The 16968-nt window shown below is 63.8% G+C and carries 12 protein-coding genes, 2 tRNA genes and 3 rRNA genes; 3 read left to right on the forward strand and 14 right to left on the reverse strand.

Annotated elements, in window-relative coordinates; genetic code table 11:
• Nucleotides 1–50: 50 nt before the first annotated feature.
• The 6 genes from HMUK_RS03120 to HMUK_RS03145 form a co-directional block, all read right to left on the reverse strand.
• Nucleotides 51–126 (reverse strand) — tRNA-Cys (locus tag HMUK_RS03120).
• Nucleotides 127–370: 244 nt separating this feature from the next.
• Nucleotides 371–492 (reverse strand): 5S ribosomal RNA (gene rrf, locus HMUK_RS03125).
• A gap of 109 nt (nt 493–601) precedes the next feature.
• Nucleotides 602–3524 (reverse strand): 23S ribosomal RNA (locus HMUK_RS03130).
• Nucleotides 3525–3731: 207 nt separating this feature from the next.
• Nucleotides 3732–3803 (reverse strand) — tRNA-Ala (locus tag HMUK_RS03135).
• Nucleotides 3804–3912: 109 nt separating this feature from the next.
• Nucleotides 3913–5385: ribosomal RNA gene (locus tag HMUK_RS03140) — 16S ribosomal RNA — on the reverse strand.
• The 16S, 23S and 5S rRNA genes sit together here with 2 tRNA genes alongside, the layout of an rRNA operon.
• Before the next feature lie 798 nt (nt 5386–6183).
• Nucleotides 6184–6495 (reverse strand): non-histone chromosomal MC1 family protein, encoded by a 312-nt coding sequence (locus tag HMUK_RS03145; RefSeq protein WP_015761640.1) that lies wholly within the window; start codon nt 6493–6495, stop codon nt 6184–6186.
• Nucleotides 6496–6719: 224 nt separating this feature from the next.
• Here HMUK_RS03145 and HMUK_RS03150 point away from each other — a divergent pair, with 224 nt between their 5' ends.
• Entirely contained in the window at nt 6720–6917 is a 198-nt protein-coding gene (locus HMUK_RS03150) for a hypothetical protein (RefSeq protein ID WP_015761641.1), read from the forward strand.
• Nucleotides 6918–6972: 55 nt separating this feature from the next.
• Nucleotides 6973–8025, forward strand: a complete 1053-nt coding sequence (locus HMUK_RS03155) for a quinone-dependent dihydroorotate dehydrogenase (RefSeq protein ID WP_015761642.1) — start codon at nt 6973–6975, stop codon at nt 8023–8025.
• Nucleotides 8026–8125: 100 nt separating this feature from the next.
• Here the strand turns inward: HMUK_RS03155 and pheT are convergent, their stop codons facing one another.
• From pheT to HMUK_RS03190, 8 genes are all read right to left on the reverse strand, one after another.
• Nucleotides 8126–9937 carry a phenylalanine--tRNA ligase subunit beta gene (gene pheT, locus HMUK_RS03160; RefSeq protein WP_015761643.1) on the reverse strand — a complete coding sequence of 604 codons (1812 nt, stop codon included), beginning with the start codon at nt 9935–9937 and terminating at the stop codon, nt 8126–8128.
• The gene (gene pheS / locus HMUK_RS03165; protein ID WP_015761644.1) at nt 9937–11445 is read right to left on the reverse strand and encodes a phenylalanine--tRNA ligase subunit alpha; all 1509 of its coding nucleotides are present in this window, start codon (nt 11443–11445) and stop codon (nt 9937–9939) included. The genes pheT and pheS overlap by 1 nt, the downstream gene beginning before the upstream one ends.
• 42 nt (nt 11446–11487) lie before the next feature.
• Nucleotides 11488–11628 carry a hypothetical protein gene (locus tag HMUK_RS17460; RefSeq protein WP_164731984.1) on the reverse strand — a complete coding sequence of 47 codons (141 nt, stop codon included), beginning with the start codon at nt 11626–11628 and terminating at the stop codon, nt 11488–11490.
• Between the two features lie 105 nt (nt 11629–11733).
• Nucleotides 11734–13356, reverse strand: a complete 1623-nt coding sequence (locus HMUK_RS03170) for a tryptophan--tRNA ligase (protein WP_015761645.1) — start codon at nt 13354–13356, stop codon at nt 11734–11736.
• 79 nt (nt 13357–13435) lie between these two features.
• The gene (endA, locus tag HMUK_RS03175; RefSeq protein ID WP_015761646.1) at nt 13436–14446 is read right to left on the reverse strand and encodes a tRNA-intron lyase; all 1011 of its coding nucleotides are present in this window, start codon (nt 14444–14446) and stop codon (nt 13436–13438) included.
• 57 nt (nt 14447–14503) lie between these two features.
• The gene (locus HMUK_RS03180; protein WP_015761647.1) at nt 14504–15271 is read right to left on the reverse strand and encodes a topoisomerase DNA-binding C4 zinc finger domain-containing protein; all 768 of its coding nucleotides are present in this window, start codon (nt 15269–15271) and stop codon (nt 14504–14506) included.
• Nucleotides 15272–15371: 100 nt separating this feature from the next.
• Nucleotides 15372–15611, reverse strand: coding sequence for a hypothetical protein (locus tag HMUK_RS03185; protein WP_223270970.1), 240 nt, complete (start codon nt 15609–15611; stop codon nt 15372–15374).
• 182 nt (nt 15612–15793) lie between these two features.
• Nucleotides 15794–16048, reverse strand: coding sequence for a hypothetical protein (locus tag HMUK_RS03190; protein ID WP_015761649.1), 255 nt, complete (start codon nt 16046–16048; stop codon nt 15794–15796).
• Between the two features lie 275 nt (nt 16049–16323).
• Between HMUK_RS03190 and HMUK_RS03195 the strand changes: the two genes are divergently transcribed.
• Entirely contained in the window at nt 16324–16968 is a 645-nt protein-coding gene (locus tag HMUK_RS03195; protein ID WP_015761650.1) for an HAD family hydrolase, read from the forward strand.

Below are 16968 nucleotides of genomic sequence, written 5' to 3' on the forward strand. Positions count from 1 at the left end.
GAGCAGATAGTCGAGATTCGAACGACTCTCTCCGTCCGTGCGTCGTAGAAAGCCAAGGGTCGGATTTGAACCGACGATGGGCGGCTCTGCAGGCCGCTGCGTTAGGCCGAACTCTGCCACCTTGGCGCAGTTTCAGGTAACGGGGTGGTTCGCTTAAGCGTAGCGGTCTCGGTTCGACTCTCCTCCGTCGACCCTCGTTCGATCAACGAAACCGCAACCGCTGCCGTGGCGTGTCTACGATCACAGAGCTGCGCCGAAGCTGCTGATCGACACAGTGTCACCACTTCTCGGCTCGAAGCGAGCACTGCCGCTATCGATCGACATGAAAAAAGCCCGCAGCCACGGTGGCTGCGGGCTCTGTAGTATGAATGGCAGGCGGCGAACCGGCTTTCCCAGGGGTTCGCACACCCCAGTACTCACCGCAACGCTGGCAGGCTTAACGTCCGTGTTCGGGATGGGTACGGGTGTTTCCCTGCCGCTATGGCCGCCTTTACGCCGAGTCGTGGAATCGAACCACGAGGATACCTGTCTCGGTCTCCGCGTCTACGTGCGATCCAGTGAACGCCTGGACTCGTGCAACGCAATGAGTCACAGTGCAATGAGTGTGTGGCTTCGGTCGATTAGTGCTCGCGGGCTCAACGTCTCGTTGCCTCGACGCGTACACCCCGAGTCTATCTATCTCGTCTTCTACGAGTGACCTCGGTGGAATCTCTTTTCCAGGTGGGTTTCGAGCTTAGATGCATTCAGCTCTTACCCCGTGTGACGTGGCTGCCCGGCACGTGCCCTCTCGGACAACCGGTACACCAGTGGTCACCAATCGGAGTTCCTCTCGTACTATACGATCGTTCCCGTCAGATTCCGTTACACCCCCAATAGATAGCAGCCGACCTGTCTCACGACGGTCTAAACCCAGCTCACGACCTCCTTTAATAGGCGAACAACCTCACCCTTGCCCGCTGCTGCACGGGCAGGATGGAGGGAACCGACATCGAGGTAGCAAGCCACCGGGTCGATATGTGCTCTTGCCGGTGACGACTCTGTTATCCCTAGGGTAGCTTTTCTGTCGTAGATCGGCCCGCATCAAGCAGGCGCATCCGTTCGCTAGACCACGCTTTCGCGTCAGCGTCACCGTGTTGGTAGTGACACTGTCAAGCTATCTTTTGCTCTTGCGCTCTTCGCCGCGTCTCTGTCACGGCTGAGATAGCCTTAGGGCGCGCTCGATATTCTTTCGAGCGCGTACCGCCCCAGTCAAACTGCCCGGCTATTGGTGTCCTCCGCCAGGAGTGAGGGTCACAGTCACTACCGGGTAGTGTTTCATGTGTGTCTCGGTGGTCCGCTAGCGCGGATACCTGTGTAACGACTCCTACCTACCCTGCACAGTAGCGACCATGTCCCAGCAACAGCCTGCAGTAAAGCTCCATAGGGTCTTCGCTTCCCCTTGGGGGTCTCCAGACTCCGCACTGGAACGTACAGTTCACCGGGCCCAACGTTGGGACAGTGACGCTCTCGTTAATCCATTCATGCAAGCCGCTACTGAAGCGGCAAGGTACTACGCTACCTTAAGAGGGTCATAGTTACCCCCGCCGTTGACGGGTCCTTCGTCCTATTGTACTAGGTGTTCAGATACCCGCACTGGGCAGGATTCAGTGACCGTACGAGTCCTTGCGGATTTGCGGTCACCTATGTTGTTACTAGACAGTCGGAGCGTCCGAGTCACTGCGACCTGCTCCTGTCAGGAGCAGGCATCCCTTATTCCGAAGGTACGGGACTAACTTGCCGAATTCCCTAACGTCGGTTGTTCCCGACAGGCCTTGGCTTTCGCCGCCACGAGCACCTGTGTCGGATCTCGGTACGGATCGTATGCTCCCTTTTCACGGGCCCCAGGTTGAACCGGTTTTCACTATCTCACCGTTCGTCCGCTTCCTGCCATTACGGCTTCCACGGATTTGGATGATTTGACTGGGCGAAGGCCCAGCTCGGTCGACCCCGAGGCGTCGGTTTCGTTGCATACGAGCGCTGGAATATTAACCAGCTTCCCATGTCGTCCCCTTCGAATTACGGGGGGACTTAGGACCGGCTAACCCTCAGTTGACGAACAGTGCTGAGGAACCCTTGCTCGTTCGGCCGTCGGAATTCTCACCCGACTATCGCTGCTACTATGGCCAGAATTGTCGTCACCGATCGGTCCACAGGAGTTCTCACCCCTGCTTCCATCCAATCGGAGCGCCAACCTACTCGATCTCCCTTTCACGGGAGCGGCCAGGTCTCGGTGGTGGATTTGAGTCCCGATCATTTTCAGCGCCTCAAACCTCGGCCGGTAAGCTGTTACGCTATTCTTAGAGGGTAGCTGCTTCTAAGCTCACCTCCCGGCTGTCTAGGGCTTGAGACCACTTTCGATCACACTTAATCCACACTTTGGGACCTTAACCCGGCGCTGGGTTGTCTCCCTTACGGTACACAGGCTTACCCCGCATACCGGACTGCCCGCGTCGACAGCGTTCGTAGGTTCGGAGTTTGACAGAAGTGTTCACTTCTCTCGAAGTGAAGCACCTCAATCGGTCGCTCTACCCCACGAACTACCTCGGCGGACGTCATGCTTCGACATGTTTTGGTTGGAACCAGCTGTTTCCGGGTTCGATGGGCCTTTCACCCCTACACGTAGGTCACGGGAGGGTATTGTAGGACACCATCCCTAACGGGCCTCCACGTGCCTTTCGGCACGCTTCACCCTGCCCACGCGTAGATCACCCGGTTTCGGGTCGTGCTCGTTTGACTCCCCGCCCTTGAAGACGGCGGCCCTTGCGCAAAGCGCTGCGGCCATGTCGGTTTCCCTATGCCTTCCCCGATTATCGGGTTAGACTCGCCAAACAGGCACACTCTCTGGCTCGTTTTTCAAAACGCACGACGGAACTTCGGCTTCCTGTAAGTCCTACTGACGGCTCGCGCCGCTCTCGTTTGTTACAGGACCTTGTAAGCCCCGTCGCTCGATCGCCACCTGATTTCAAGCCCTATTGCAACCCCCGTCTGAGGGTGCTTTTCAGCGTTCGCTCACGCTACTTGTTCACTATCGGTCTCGGAGAGTATTTAGCCTTGGCAGTCGATGCCTGCCGTCTTGACGAGGGATTTCCAACCCCCGCTACTCTGGAGTTACCACACGACGTACTGACCTTCACTACGGGGTTGTCACCCTGTATCACGCTTCGTTCCAGAAGACTTCGTGAAGATGGTCGGCCGATGAAAGGTAGTCCGTACACCACATTGCCCGTGAGGGCTTCGGTTTGGGCTGTGTCGCGTTCACTCGCGGTTAGTAACGACATCGCATTGCGCTTTCTGTTCCTCTCGATACTAAGATGTTTCAATTCTCGAGGTTCCCCATTGCGCGAAGCAATTGTAAGAGGGATTCCCATTCGGAGATCCATGGTTCTTCGCCTCCGTGCGGCTCCCCATGGCTTTTCGCAGCTTGGCACGTCCGTCATCGGCTTCCGAGCCGAGCTATCCACCAGGCGGCACAGTAGCCAACGTCAAATTTGGTTGTGACTCGATGAAATTGCACGAGTCCAGTGGACGCCTGGATCGCACGTACACGCGGTGTCATCAGTACAGCCGGTGCGACCCGGTCTGTACATCGACCCTTCCTACCCACGCTTGCACGGAGTAGTGCACTGGTCTGCCGTACATCGTTCGAGCGCCGTCCCACACTTAAGGGGCACGGTTCGAACACGTACGGGGTATGGACCCACTGGGATTTGAACCCAGGGCTTCCTCCTTGCAAAGGAGGTGCTCTGCCGCTGAGCTATGGGCCCGACGCCTCGTCCGCAACGTTAGCCCTAGTAGTTCATAGGTGCCCGGTCGACGGGTGTCGGTGGACGCTGCCAAAGGTGGGCCAGGCTCGTCGGCCTGGTCCCGATCGTTAGGAGGTGATCCAGCCGCAGATTCCCCTACGGCTACCTTGTTACGACTTAAGCCCCCTTGCGAAGCCCAGATTCGACCATCGCATGATGGCCTCATCCGGACCTCACTCGGGTGCTTTGACGGGCGGTGTGTGCAAGGAGCAGGGACGTATTCACCGCGCGCTTCTGACACGCGATTACTACCGAATCCAGCTTCATGTGGGCGAGTTTCAGCCCACAATCCGAACTACGACCGAGTTTAGGGGATTAGCTCCACCTCTCGGTGCCGCATCCCACTGTCTCGACCATTGTAGCCCGCGTGTTGCCCAGTCCATTCGGGGCATACTGACCTACCGTTGCCCGTTCCTTCCTCCAACTTAGCGTTGGCAGTCCTCCTAGTGTACCCAACTACCACAAGGGTATTGCTGGCAACTAGGAGTGCGGGTCTCGCTCGTTGCCTGACTTAACAGGACGCCTCACGGTACGAGCTGACGGCGGCCATGCACCTCCTCTCAGCAGCGTCGGGTAAAGTCGTCAACCTGACCGTCATTACTGCTGTCGGGACTGGTGAGATGTCCGGCGTTGAGTCCAATTAAACCGCAGGCTCCTCCGGTTGTAGTGCTCCCCCGCCAATTCCTTTAAGTTTCATCCTTGCAGACGTACTTCCCAGGCGGCTCGCTTCTCGGCTTCCCTACGGCACAGCGCAGGCTCGTAGCCTGCGGCACACCTAGCGAGCATCGTTTACAGCTAGGACTACCCGGGTATCTAATCCGGTTCGAGACCCTAGCTTTCGTTCCTCACCGTCGGGTCCGTCTTTCTGAGGCGCTTTCGCTACCGGTGGTCCGTCCAGGATTACGGGATTTCACTCCTACCCCGGACGTACCCCTCAGATCTTCCGGCCCCAAGCCAGTCAGTTTCCGCTGGACGCCGACGCGTTGAGCGCGTCGATTTCCCAACAGACTTGACCGGCCGGCTACGAACGCTTTAGGCCCAATAATAGCGGCCATCACTCGTGCTGCCGGTATTACCGCGGCGGCTGGCACCGGTCTTGCCCAGCACTTGTTCCTGTACCACCTTACGGTACAGAAAAGCGAGGGCTATATGCCCTCGCACTCGGAGTCCCCCTATCGCACTGTCGTGCAGTGTAAAGGTTTCGCGCCTGCTGCGCCCCGTAGGGCCCGGTATCTTGTCTCAGATACCGTCTCCGGGTTCTTGCTCTCACAACCCGTACCGATTATAGGCACGGTGGGCCGTTACCCCACCGTCTACCTAATCGGCCGCAGCCACATCCTATGGCGCCGGAGCGTTTCCAGCTCTCGACACTCCAGTCTGAGAGCTGTATCGGGGATTAGCCTCAGTTTCCCGAGGTTATTCCCGTCCATAGGGTAGTTTGGCCACGTGTTACTGAGCTATCTGCCGCGGGTCTAAACCCGCGCGACTAGCATGGCTAAATCGGACTCCGATAGCAATGGCCTCCGGCAGGATCAACCGGAATGTCCCCTGCAGAGCAGGGGGGTTAGGCGGGATCACACCCATAAGGGTGTGGTCGCTATCGAAGAGCGTCCGACGACACTCGTCGACCGAGTGTCACCGAACTACTAGGGCTAACATCAGATCCCATCTTGACGGCGGACCGCAGGGGTGGAATCCTCATTCTTCCGGACTTGGATATACTCCCGAAGGCATCATAAAGCCTTCGAGTCGTGTCCGGCGAGAGGGACTCGCCGTGTGGTCCGTGTGGCCAGGGGTTCGTCCCTAGCCAAGCATCGATTGCGTCCAAGCCGAACACCCTGTTACACTTAAGGGCGTCGGATGAGCGCGAGGCCCGGCAAGGGCGATCTGCCCTGCACCGCTTCGTATTACATCCGAGGAGCAGGGATAACTTAAGGGCGTCGAACGAACCCCGCTACGGCATGCGATTACATGGGTACGTCGGGGTCGTACGGTAGTACACCGATACTGCCGGCTGTAACTGTCTCAGGATATTCGCGACCACGGGGTCGCGAAATTCTGTACAGACGTACGGTCGCTGATATGAAAGCGGCCAGCAGGTCGACGAACAGAGAGACCGGCGACTGCACTGTGTCGGGATAGTCCCTCACCACGGACGACGGAACGCACCAGAGACGGACGGCAAACTGTGTGAGTATCGCGCGGCTGGAGGTCAGCCGGTCATCCCGCGCAGCGTGCGTCGGTCGGACCGAGTGTGGCCGCGCACGTGTACGTGAGCGCCCGGGTTGTAAATGTCTCTCGACACGGACCGATCGGCGCAAAAATAGCGGGGCTCGAACGGCTAGATCTCGTCGAGGTGCTCTACGCCCTCTTTGGAGACGTTCCCTTTCGTGATGTCACCCGGCATCCAGCCGGGCTTGTCGTCGGGAGCCTCCTCTTCCCAGGCCCATCCCTCGTAGATGTGGACCTTGTGGGTTCCCTTCTCGCGGAGCCGAATCTCTTCGGGATCTGCGTCGTCTTCGCTGTCGGCGGGATCGAGACGCCGGGCGGCCTTCAGTGCCGCCTGACGTGGTGTTCCACCCGAGAAGACGCTCGTTTCGTCACCGTCCTGTGTTCGGAGCGCAAAATTGCGCTTGTCCTTGTCGCGTGCCATGGTTCTCACCGCTCCATGTCAATGGAACACATGGCTCAACATAAATATACCCCCAAATCGACCGCTCCCGCCACGGTACATTTATATGTGATAACGAACGGAACCCCGAAACAGGGTACAAAAGCGGCCGTGTCCCGTGCTCGCGCGCGGTGACGCGTGAACGATACGCCTCGCACGGTAGACTTAAGTATATCCTACGGCGATGCACGGAGTAGGATAGCGCGATGGTGCGAAAGAAGAAGCTCAGCCCAAGTGGCGCCAAAGACGACGATGGCGAGTACCACAACGTTCACATCAACATCCACGAGGACGAACTCGCAGTCGCTGGGATGGAGATCGGTGACGAAGTGTTCGTCCGCGTCCGGGACAACAAGATCATCATTCAGAAAGCAGACCCAGAGGACGTCGAACACGAGTTTTAGCAGCACCATCACGGCGGATCGCGGTTCACTGAACCGCGACTGCCAGACGAGACACATGAACCTCTACGACATCGCACGACCGCTGTTGTTTCAGTTGCCGGCAGAGACCGCCCACCGAACGGTACACCGACTGCTCGAAGTGGCCGACGAGACGCCTGTGACGGAGTTGCTCGAACGACGGTACCGGGTCGACGACGACAGACTCGCCGTCGACGCGTTCGGCCAGCAGTTCGACAGTCCGGTCGGCGTCGCGGCGGGGTTCGACAAGAACGCCGAGATCCCCGGCGCGCTCGGTGCGCTGGGATTTGGCTTCGTCGAGGTCGGGGGCGTCACGGCCGAGCCACAGACCGGGAACGCCCGCCCCCGGATGTTCCGTCTGCGCGAAGACGAGGCGATCATCAACAGGATGGGGTTGAACAACCACGGCGCAGACGCCGTCGGCGAGCGGCTGACGGCGACGGACGCCGCGGTGCCCGTCGGCGTCAACATCGCCAAGAGCGAGCACGTCGGCACCGACGACGCACCGGACGACTACCGCTACACCTACGAGCGGGTGGCCGACGGCGGCGATTTCTTCGTCGTCAACGTCTCCTGTCCGAACTCACAGGGGTTCGAAGAGCTCCAGAACAGGGAGTCGATGGCGGCGATTCTCGGCGAGCTGAAAGACGCTGGCGCGGCTCCGATACTGGTCAAACTCGCGCCCGACCTTCCGGAGCCGGCGATCGAGGACGCGCTGGCGATCGTTCGCGAACTGGATCTCGACGGCGTCGTGGCGACTAACACCTCCACCGAGCGGCCCGCATCTCTGCAGAGCGGGCACCGCGTCGAGACCGGTGGCCTCTCGGGCAAGCCCATCGAGGATCGGGCGACGCAGATGGTCAAGTTCGTCGCCGAGCGCGTCGACGTACCGGTCGTCGGCGTGGGCGGCGTCTCCAGCGCGGAGGGTGCCTATCGGAAGATACGGGCCGGCGCGACGCTGGTCGAGCTGTACACGGCGCTGGTCTACGAGGGACCGACGCTGGCCCGAGAGATCAACGAGGGGCTGGTGGCGCTGCTCGAAGCGGACGGGTTCGAGACGATCGAGGACGCCGTCGGCGCAGATCTGTAGAGTATAGTCGGAGCGGGCAGCCAAGTTTTGCCGTCGGCTCACTCTGCTCACGGCTCGTTCCTCACCGTTCGGCTTCGAGGCCCGCCGAGAGCGCGCCTCGCTACTCCAGAGCGTCCAGACGGAACTCGAAGGCGGCCACCGGTACTTCGAGGTCGTGTTCGACGAGCACGGCCGGGTCGACCTCACCGACGACGCCCACGGCCTCGCCGTCGAGTTCGACCGCCGCGGTCCGGCCGTCGATGAACGTCGGGTGGTCGATCGGCGGCGTCGCGAGTTCTGTGTCGAAGTTGGCGGCGATGGCCTGCAGGCGCGTCTTGGCGTCCTCGTAGGAGGCGTCGTGACGCGCGACCGCGGCCGCGACCGTGCGGTGCTCGGCGACGTTGGTGTTGGTCGATTCGTCGACCTCGACAGCCAGACCGATCTCTGCGAGGTCCTGTGGGTACGAGCGATGCGTGTTGTTCTCGAGGACGAGCATGATGGAGGGCAGCGCCCACGACCGCAACATCGTGTAGTCCTCGCTGTAGGGCTCCTGGATCGTCACGGGATCGCCGCCGCCGACGACGTCGCTGCCGGGAGTCACCTGCAGGCGCTCGTAGTTCGCTTCCTCGCTGATCATGTAGAAGTTCAGCAGGTCCTCGAAGCCCAGACCGACCAGCACGTCTCGGGTCGCCCGTTCGAGCTTCGAGCGGTCGTGACGGCCCCCAACCGTCGACACGTCGGGGTACCGCGGCTCCAGCGTGTTGAAGCCGTAGGCTCGACCGAGGTCGTCGATCACGTCGATCGGGTGGAGCACGTCGACGCGGTAGGGCGGGATCTCGAACTCGTAGACGCCGTCGGTGTCGGTCTCGCTGGCGTCGAGACCGGCCCGGTCGGCGAGATCGCCGATCTCGCGCTTGTCGAGGTCGACGCCCAGAATCGTCTCGATGCGGTCGTGGGCCACGGTCTTGGTCTTGGTCCCGAGATCCGGGCGGAGGAACGACTGACCCGCGTACTCGCCGGGCGCGCCGTCCGTGTACTCGACGGCGACCTCCTCGACGGTGCCACCGCGAGCGTCGAGCGCGTAACAGACGATCGACAGCATGTGGTCGATCGTCCACTGGTCGGTGCCGGTCATCTCGATGAAGAGGTCCCGCGAGCCGGTGTCGACTTCGGTCCGCTTGCCGTTGATGACCGGCGGGAACGAGAACAGCCCGATCGAGTCGTAGATCGCCGGGACGCGATCCATCTCGGCGACGAGGTCGGCGTACTCGACGCCGATATGGTGGGTTTCGGTCACCTCGGCGGGGGTCATCGCACGGTCGCCTTCGAGGGGGACGAACTCCTCGCTGTCGGGGTCGATGCCCGTGTAAGTGATCGTCTTCGTGACCGAGTCGGCGTCAGCACCCTCACCGGTCGGGTCGGCGTCCGGGCGGGCGAGATCGTCTACCGCCCCGTCCTGTGGCGGTGAGGCGGTGACGTTCGCCGCGCCGCCCTTCAGCATCGTCAGGTCGTGGACGCCGATCGCGCCCTTGGCGCGCTTGCGCCCCATCGTGGCGTGGAGCTTCTCCTGGAGCTGGATCAGCGAGTCCAGCGACGACTGGTCGAGGTCAAGCCCGCGGACGATCGCGCCGGTGACGTAGGGACGTTCCGGCGGCGTGTCTTCGACCTCGATGGTCCACTCGGCGTCGTTGGTGCTCGGGACGTACACGCCGCGGTCGTCGCCGTAGTCGTAGCGCAGCGAGCGGGCGATCCCCTCGACGGAGAGTCTGTCCAGCCGGTCGGGGGCGAACTCCAGTTCGAAGTGGCCCTCGTCGGTCTCGCCCTCGTACTCCAGGCCCAGCGAGAACAGGTCGTCTCGGAGTTCGTCGTCGCTCTTGTCGCCGTGGCCGGTCAGTTCGCGCAGTTCGTCGGGGTCGATGTCGACAGTTGGCATCAGTAGAGCACCTCCTCGGATCGCAGGAAGTCGAGATCGACGAGCGTCCCGTGGACGTCTCGGATGTCCTCGGCACCGGTCACGAGCATCAGCAGCCGTTCCAGGGCCAGCCCCCAGGCCATCACGTCACAGTCGACGCCGAGCGGTTCGAGCATCTCCGGTCGGAAGATTCCGGAGTTGCCGATCTCGATCAGTTCGCCCGTCTCGGGGTGGCGACCGAACAGCTCGAAGCTCGGTTCCGTGTAGGGGTTGTAGTGGGGCTTGAACTGGACGTCGGTGATGCCGAACTGCTCGTAGAACTCGGTGAACGTCCCCATCAGGTCCCGGACCGACAGCTCCTCGGCCATCACCCATCCCTCGATCTGGAAGAACTCCAGCAGGTGGGTCGCGTCCAGCGTGTCGTTGCGGTAGGCCTTCTCGATCGAGAAGAACCGCTGGGGCGGCTCCAGCTCGCCGAGCGCTTCGCCCGAGAGGTGGCGAGCAGTCAGAGACGTGGTGTGACCCCGCAGGGCCAGGGCCTTGGCGAAGTCCAGATCCCACGGCGAGTGGTACCCCTCGCCGTCGGGACCGACGCCCTCTCGGTGGGCCGACTCGACGCGCTCGACGAGGGCCGCCGGCAGCTCGTCGATCTGTGCCGGCTGGTCCAGCGCGAAGCGGTCCCAGTGGTTGCGCGCGGGGTGGTCCTGTGGCATGAACAGGCAGTCGTTGATCCAGAAGTCCGCGTCGACCGTCGGACCCTGCATCTCCTGGAAGCCCATGCCGACGAGCGTGTCTTTGACGTTCTCGGCCTGCCGGCGGAGGACGTGGGTCTTGCCGGTCCGGACCTCGTCGGCGTCGGCCTCGACGTTGTACTCGGCGAACTCCACGTCACGCCACTCCCCGGAAGTCAGCAGCTCCGGGGTGACCTGTCCGACCGTTTCCGCGACTTCGACGCCGGCCATCAGCGTCGTCACACCGTCGTCAGTGAGCCGCGCGGAGCGGACCGTGGTCTCGGAGATCTCGACAAGTCCGCGGCGGTCGAGCTGTGCGAGCACGTCCTCGTCGGCGACCGACTCGCCGTCCGCCAGCGCGGCCAGCGCCGCGGCCTCCGGGTCGCTGTCGGGATCGGCCCCGGGGTCGGCCGACACGGCACCGCTGTCGATCTTGCCGTACCCCTTGCGCGCGAAGTTCGAGAGCGCGATGTCGACGGCCGCGCCGTCGAGGCCGGCCGCGCCGATGACCGGTCCCATCTCCGCGGGCTCGTCGTCCGCACCGGCGTCGATCGCACCGCGGTAGAAGCGAACTTCCGGGAGCCCCTCGTCGAGGTACGCACGGCCTTCGTCGGTCAGTGTGGCGGACTCGACGGTCTCCTCGGCGAGTGCGAGCAGTCCCTCGTCTTCGAGTGCGAAGGCGGCACCGGTCGCCGTCTCCGGTTTCAGGCCGGCCTCGTCGGCCAGCGCGTCGATACGTCTGGCGTCGTCTGCGTCGGCAGCCTCCAGCAGGGCCACCTGCGCGTGTGGTAGTCGCATGTTCGTTGTCGGATACACGGCGGGTTCGTCAGTTAACGGTTCTCACTTGCCGCGGACGGTTTCGTCGGGGCCGGCCTCTCGACGCGCCCCGAATCCGCCGCCCGGCGAGGCGAAAACGGAGTCGAATCCCATCGGCGTCGCTGACTGGCGAGCGGATCTTCCGGTCTGGGATTCGGATGCCATGTGCGAACGGATAGCGTGGCCAGTCAAAAGCGTTGCGGGACCTCGTCGGGTCGTGTTCGGGCGAGAGCGTCCCGTGAGACGGGGGATCGAGGAGTGAGCGAGCGATCAGCGCTTGCGATCGCTGTCGAGGTCGATGTCGAGCTCGTCGAGTTTCGCTTCCCACTCGGCGCGTTTCTCCTGGTGGTCTTCGAGGAACGACTCCATCAGTTCGGCGGCCTGTTCCTTGCAGCCCCCACAGAGCCGTTCGCCCCCGACGCACTCGTCGTAGACCTCCTTGGCGAACTCGTCGTCGTCACCGGCGAGCAGGTAGGCGTACAGCTCGTAGACCGGGCACTCGTCGGCCTTGCCGCCCTTCTCGCGCTGTTCCTCGGCGGTCGATCGGCCGCCGGTCGTCGCCGACTTCACCTTGTCGTAGCCGTCTTCGGGGTCGTCCAGCAGCGAGATGTGTGAGGCGGGAATCGAGGAGGACATCTTGCCGCCGGTCAACCCCGTCATGAAGCGGTGGTAGATCGACGACGGTGCGCGAAAGCCGTAGCCGCCGTGGTCGATCGCGATCTCGCGGGCCAGTTCCGTGGCGGCCTCGCGGTCCATGTCGAAGGCGTCGACGTGCTCGTCGTAGACGCGCTTCTCGCCCTCGACCGCCTCGATCAGCGCCTCGAAGGCCTCGTCGGTGGCGTTGCGATCGAGGAAGCGAGTCCGAGGGCGAAGTGGTTCCTTGCCCGCAGCGCGGAGCTTCTCGACGGTGCGCTGGCGCACGTCGTCGGGCGCGATTTCGGCCTCGATCCAGTCGGCGGCCGCTTCACAGCGGACGCGCTCGTCGGCCGAACGGTCGGCCTGCAGGGCCTCGTGGGCGGCACCGAGCAGCTCCCGCTCGGCGTCGTCGACCTCGAAGCTCGCGTACGCGCGAGTGACGCCGAAATAGCCCATCCGGGCCGCCAGGTCGCGGGCGAGTCGCATGTGTGGGTCCTGGTCGGGACCGACCGGGATCACCGTCGGCTTCGGCCCGTCGAGTTGCGGGTAGAGGATGTCGGCCATCTGGGTGACGACCGACTGCATGTGACTCACGTCGGTCTCGCCGTCGAAGTCGTAGATCGCCTGGAGCTCCGAGAAGTTCGCCTCGGCACCGAGTTCGAAGGCGAGATCCTGTACGTCGCGGTTCTCGGACTGGCGGTACAGCTCTCCGTCCTCGGGATCGAAGCCCAGCGCCAGCAGCGAGAGAACGTAGTTCCTCGCGTGCTCGTCGATCTCCTCCCAGGTCAGGCCGCGGGCGCTGTGGGCCTCCAGGTCGGCGATCAGTCCGTACGCGTCGCCGCCCCGCTCCTGGTGCCAGATGATCTCGTCGAAGACGAGTTTGTGACCGATGTGAGGGTCGCCCGTCGGCATGAACCCCGACAGCGCGGCGAACGGCTCGCCCTCGCGCATCGCGCGAGCCACGGGGCGGTAGTCGCGGTGCCCGAAGATGACGCCCCGTCGCATCAGGTAGTGGGGCTCCGGGACCTCGGGCAGGACCTCGTCGAAGGACTCGATGCCGAACTGGTCGAACAGCTTCCGGTAGTCCGAGACCGTCGAGGAGCCCCACGGATCGAGAGCGACAGCATCGGGGCCTTCTGCCTCCGTTCCACCGTCCGTTCGGACGGAGGTCCCCGAGCGCTCGCGCCAGTCCGAACCCGACGCGGCGCTGTGGTCGTCGGGCGATCCCTCGTCGCGGGTGCGATCTGGGTCACTCATGGTCGAACTGACTGGCGCGAGCCAATCTATTCATGCGTAGGCAGTCGTCGGCGCAAAAAGGGTTCGTTTCGGGCCGCGGTCAGGGCGTCAGCCGCTCGACGGCCAGCCAGTCGATCCCCTCGTCGCCGACGAACGCGTAGGCCATCGTCTTGCGCACGCCGTGGGCTAGGCGCACGTCCAGTGCGAGATCTCGGGGCTCGAAGACGTGGCCGGCGTCGAACGCCCGCACGAGCAGTTCGGAGTGGCCCAGGTCCGCGACGCTCTCGACGTCCGCGTAGGTCCGGAAGTCAGCGCCGAACTTGAAGCCCGTTTTGGGCGCGACACCCTGCTCTCGAAGCCGTTCGTACACCGCGAGCCGGCGGTCGAACCGATCGCCCTCGACGGCGCGACCGCGTTCGATCACCGCGTCGGCATCGCCCTCGACGTGGAGGGTGCCCGTCCCGGCGAGGTACGCGGCCTCGACCAGCGAGAGCTGGATCGCCTGTGCGTCCTGCTCGTCGAGCGGTTGCCCGTAGAAGGCCGCTTCGTACAGTTCGGCGGGCGGGTCCCAGCAGACGACCCTGTCTGCGAGCAGATCGCCGTCGGTTTCGGGGACGGACGACCGACTCGTCCCGGTCACGTCCGGACGGTGGGTCTCGAAGTAGCTGATCTCGCTCTCCTCGTCGACGACGGCCAGCGCACACGCCCCCAGATCGGCTGCCGGGACCGTCTCGCGCTCGCTGACGACCCGGATCCGGTGGGCGACGGCGTCGTCCCACGGCCCCTTGCCCCGTGGATAGACGACGAAGTCACAGCCGTCGGGGTCCGCGACGCGCTCCGAGCGGGCCGGCGAGCAGTAGAACCCCCGGTCGCGCAGGTCCTTGTAGACGAAGAAGTCGACCTCCGACAGCAACGCGGAGTTCAGTAGCTCCCGAAGTCCCATCCCGTCGACACCGTCGAGGTCACCGCGATACAGCAGGTGTGCCGCCTCGACGGGTGCCAGTTCGAGCTTCCCGGCGTCGACCGGCCGACCGTACCCGCTGGAGTCGTAGAACTGCTCGCGGGCCTGCTTGCCGGCCCGGACGACCCCATCGGAGAGCGTCGCATCCATACTCCTGCCTGCGCGTGGGCGAGTAAAGCCCCTGCGGGTCGTATCGGAGACGGAGCGTCAGGGTCCGGAGTACGTCGCCGGCTCGCTCACCTGCGCCTGCGAGCACGTCGCGTCGAGACAGCGACGACCTCCGGCGGTCTCGAACAGCGGGAGTCCGCAGGCACAGGTGTCGACGACCACACCCGTGGGGATGGCGAAGGCGGCCTCGCAGTCGGGGTGGTGCTCGCAGCCGGCGAACAGCCCGCCCTTCCGGACGATGCGGAGGTCGCCGTCACACTCCGGACACGCCCACTCGCGGTCGAAGGCGTCGATGACGCGGTCGTCCAGCGATTCACACTCCCGGTCCAGACACAGTTCGAACGCTCGGCCCCGTTCGGTGCGGATGGTGGGGAGGCGACAGTCCCGGCAGCGACCGCCGGTGATCGTCGCGTCCGCGGGGAGGCCGTAGCGCTCCGCACAGTTCGAGCACCGGACCGCGCCGTTCGACCGGACCAGCGTGCCCGCACACGCCGGGCAGTCGCCGACGGGGATACCGGCCTCCGAGACCGGGTAGCTGGCACTGCCGTGCTCGTCGTGGGTGACCACGCGCAGGAGGTCGTCGCCGTCGCGGGCGACCACGGTCCCGCCATCGATGGTGACGCTGTCGGGCCGCGTGAGCCACGCGACCGGCTGGTAGCCGTCGGCGTCGTGGACGAGAACGGTGTTGTCGGGTTTGACCACCACGAGGACCTCGCCGCGTTGCTCGCGGGTCCGCTGTGTCTGTGCGCCGGTCGTCTCGAACAGCGTGGTACAGTCGCCGGCCAGCACGCGAGTGTCGTCGTGCATGGGCGGGGCTGGTCGCGTCTCGGTACTTGAACGCTCGGACGGGCAGCAGGGACCAGAGGGGAGGAAAGCGGGACCGCGGGGAGTCGGGCGGCCGGCGGGATCAGTCGTCCCGGCCGTGTCCCCGGCCGAGACGGAGAGCGGCGACGTGGAGCGCGAGCGTCGCCACGAGGAGGAACAGCTCCTGTCCGCCGAGTCCACCGAACATGAGGGCGGGGTAGACCAGCGGGAGCGCCACAGCGGTCCAGAACGCCGTCGCTTCGACGGGACGGAAGGCGAGCGTTCGGATGGACTGTGCGTCGAGGGCGACCGTGTCGGAGTCGAAGGGCGGTGCGATGGACATTGGAGCGTTCTCCTCGCTCGTCGCTATGTCCGACACCAGCATATAATGGGCCGACGGTTGGGTAGAATTTAGCTCGTTTCAGCGGAGGTAGTCGGTATTTTACACCGCCGCGGCGGTGTTTCACGCGTTTCGAGACCGGTCGAGAGCGCCGGAGAAAATTTATCGGCGCTGTTAACACTGTATCAGCCGTTCGGGTCGTAGCCACTGCCGGCGAGGACCGTGAGCACGTGCGCGACGAGCAGCGCCGACACGGCGAGAGTGGGCCAGTGACCGTCGACGAACAGGAGCGGAACGTAGACCACTGGCAGGACGACGGCCAGCCAGAACGCCAGTCGGCGAGCGATCAGGACGGAGCTACGCAGGACCGTCCGCACCCGACAGACGAGCGCGGGTGCGCGGTCGACCCCACGCCGCTCGGTGGTTTCGGGTTCCGACATCGTGGACGATCACATATTGTCTGTCCAACCATTTAACAGTGAGGTGTGATAGCAATAGACATGCAAAAGTGATCGACGCCGTCAGGAGTTGGGAAGTAAATTGCAGTGGCCGAACCAGTGTCGGGCCACCAGACGACCGATACTGCCGGCGACGACTTCGTGAGGAGAGTCGCCGCCCCCGAGGCGGCGAGGCCGTTCACGCCGACAGCCGGTAGTGGGACGGACACGCAGGCGCGAACGCTACGCATTTGTCACTGCGAGAGAACCAGACGAGCATGGACGCCGCGTGTTTCGACATGGACGGAGTGCTGGTGAACTCGGAGGACTACTGGATCGAACTGGAGCGCGAGGAGATCCTGCCGACGGCGGTCCCCGACCAGGAGGTGCCGGTCGAGGAAGTGACCGGGATCTTCTACGAGGAGCAGTACGACGTGCTCGACGAGAGCTACGACCTGGCCGTCGACTACGAGGCGTTCGTCTCGCTGTACGAGGGAGCGGCCGACGAAATCTACGGCGACCAGGTCGAACTCACGCCCGGCGTGCGAGCGCTGCTGACGGAGCTGCGCGAGGCCGGCGTGCCCGTCGCCATGGTGACGGCCTCGCCGCCCGAGTGGTACGAGATCGTCCTCGAACGGTTCGACCTCGGGGAGCTGTTCGACACCGTCGTCAGCTCCGCGGACCTCGACGGCCCCGGGAAGCCCGAGCCGACGATCTACGAGCGCGCCGCCGCCGAGCTGGGCGTCGATCCAGCGACCGCGCTGGCCGTCGAGGACTCCCACCACGGGACGACCGCGGCCCACCGTGCGGGGATGACCGTCGTCAGCTTCGGCGTCGGTGCGGCCGCAGGTGCGACCGAGAACGCCGACCTCGTCGCCGAAACGCCCGCGGAGATGGCCGAGATCGTCCGATCTCGACTCTGA

This window comes from Halomicrobium mukohataei DSM 12286 (assembly GCF_000023965.1).
Classification (GTDB): domain Archaea; phylum Halobacteriota; class Halobacteria; order Halobacteriales; family Haloarculaceae; genus Halomicrobium; species Halomicrobium mukohataei.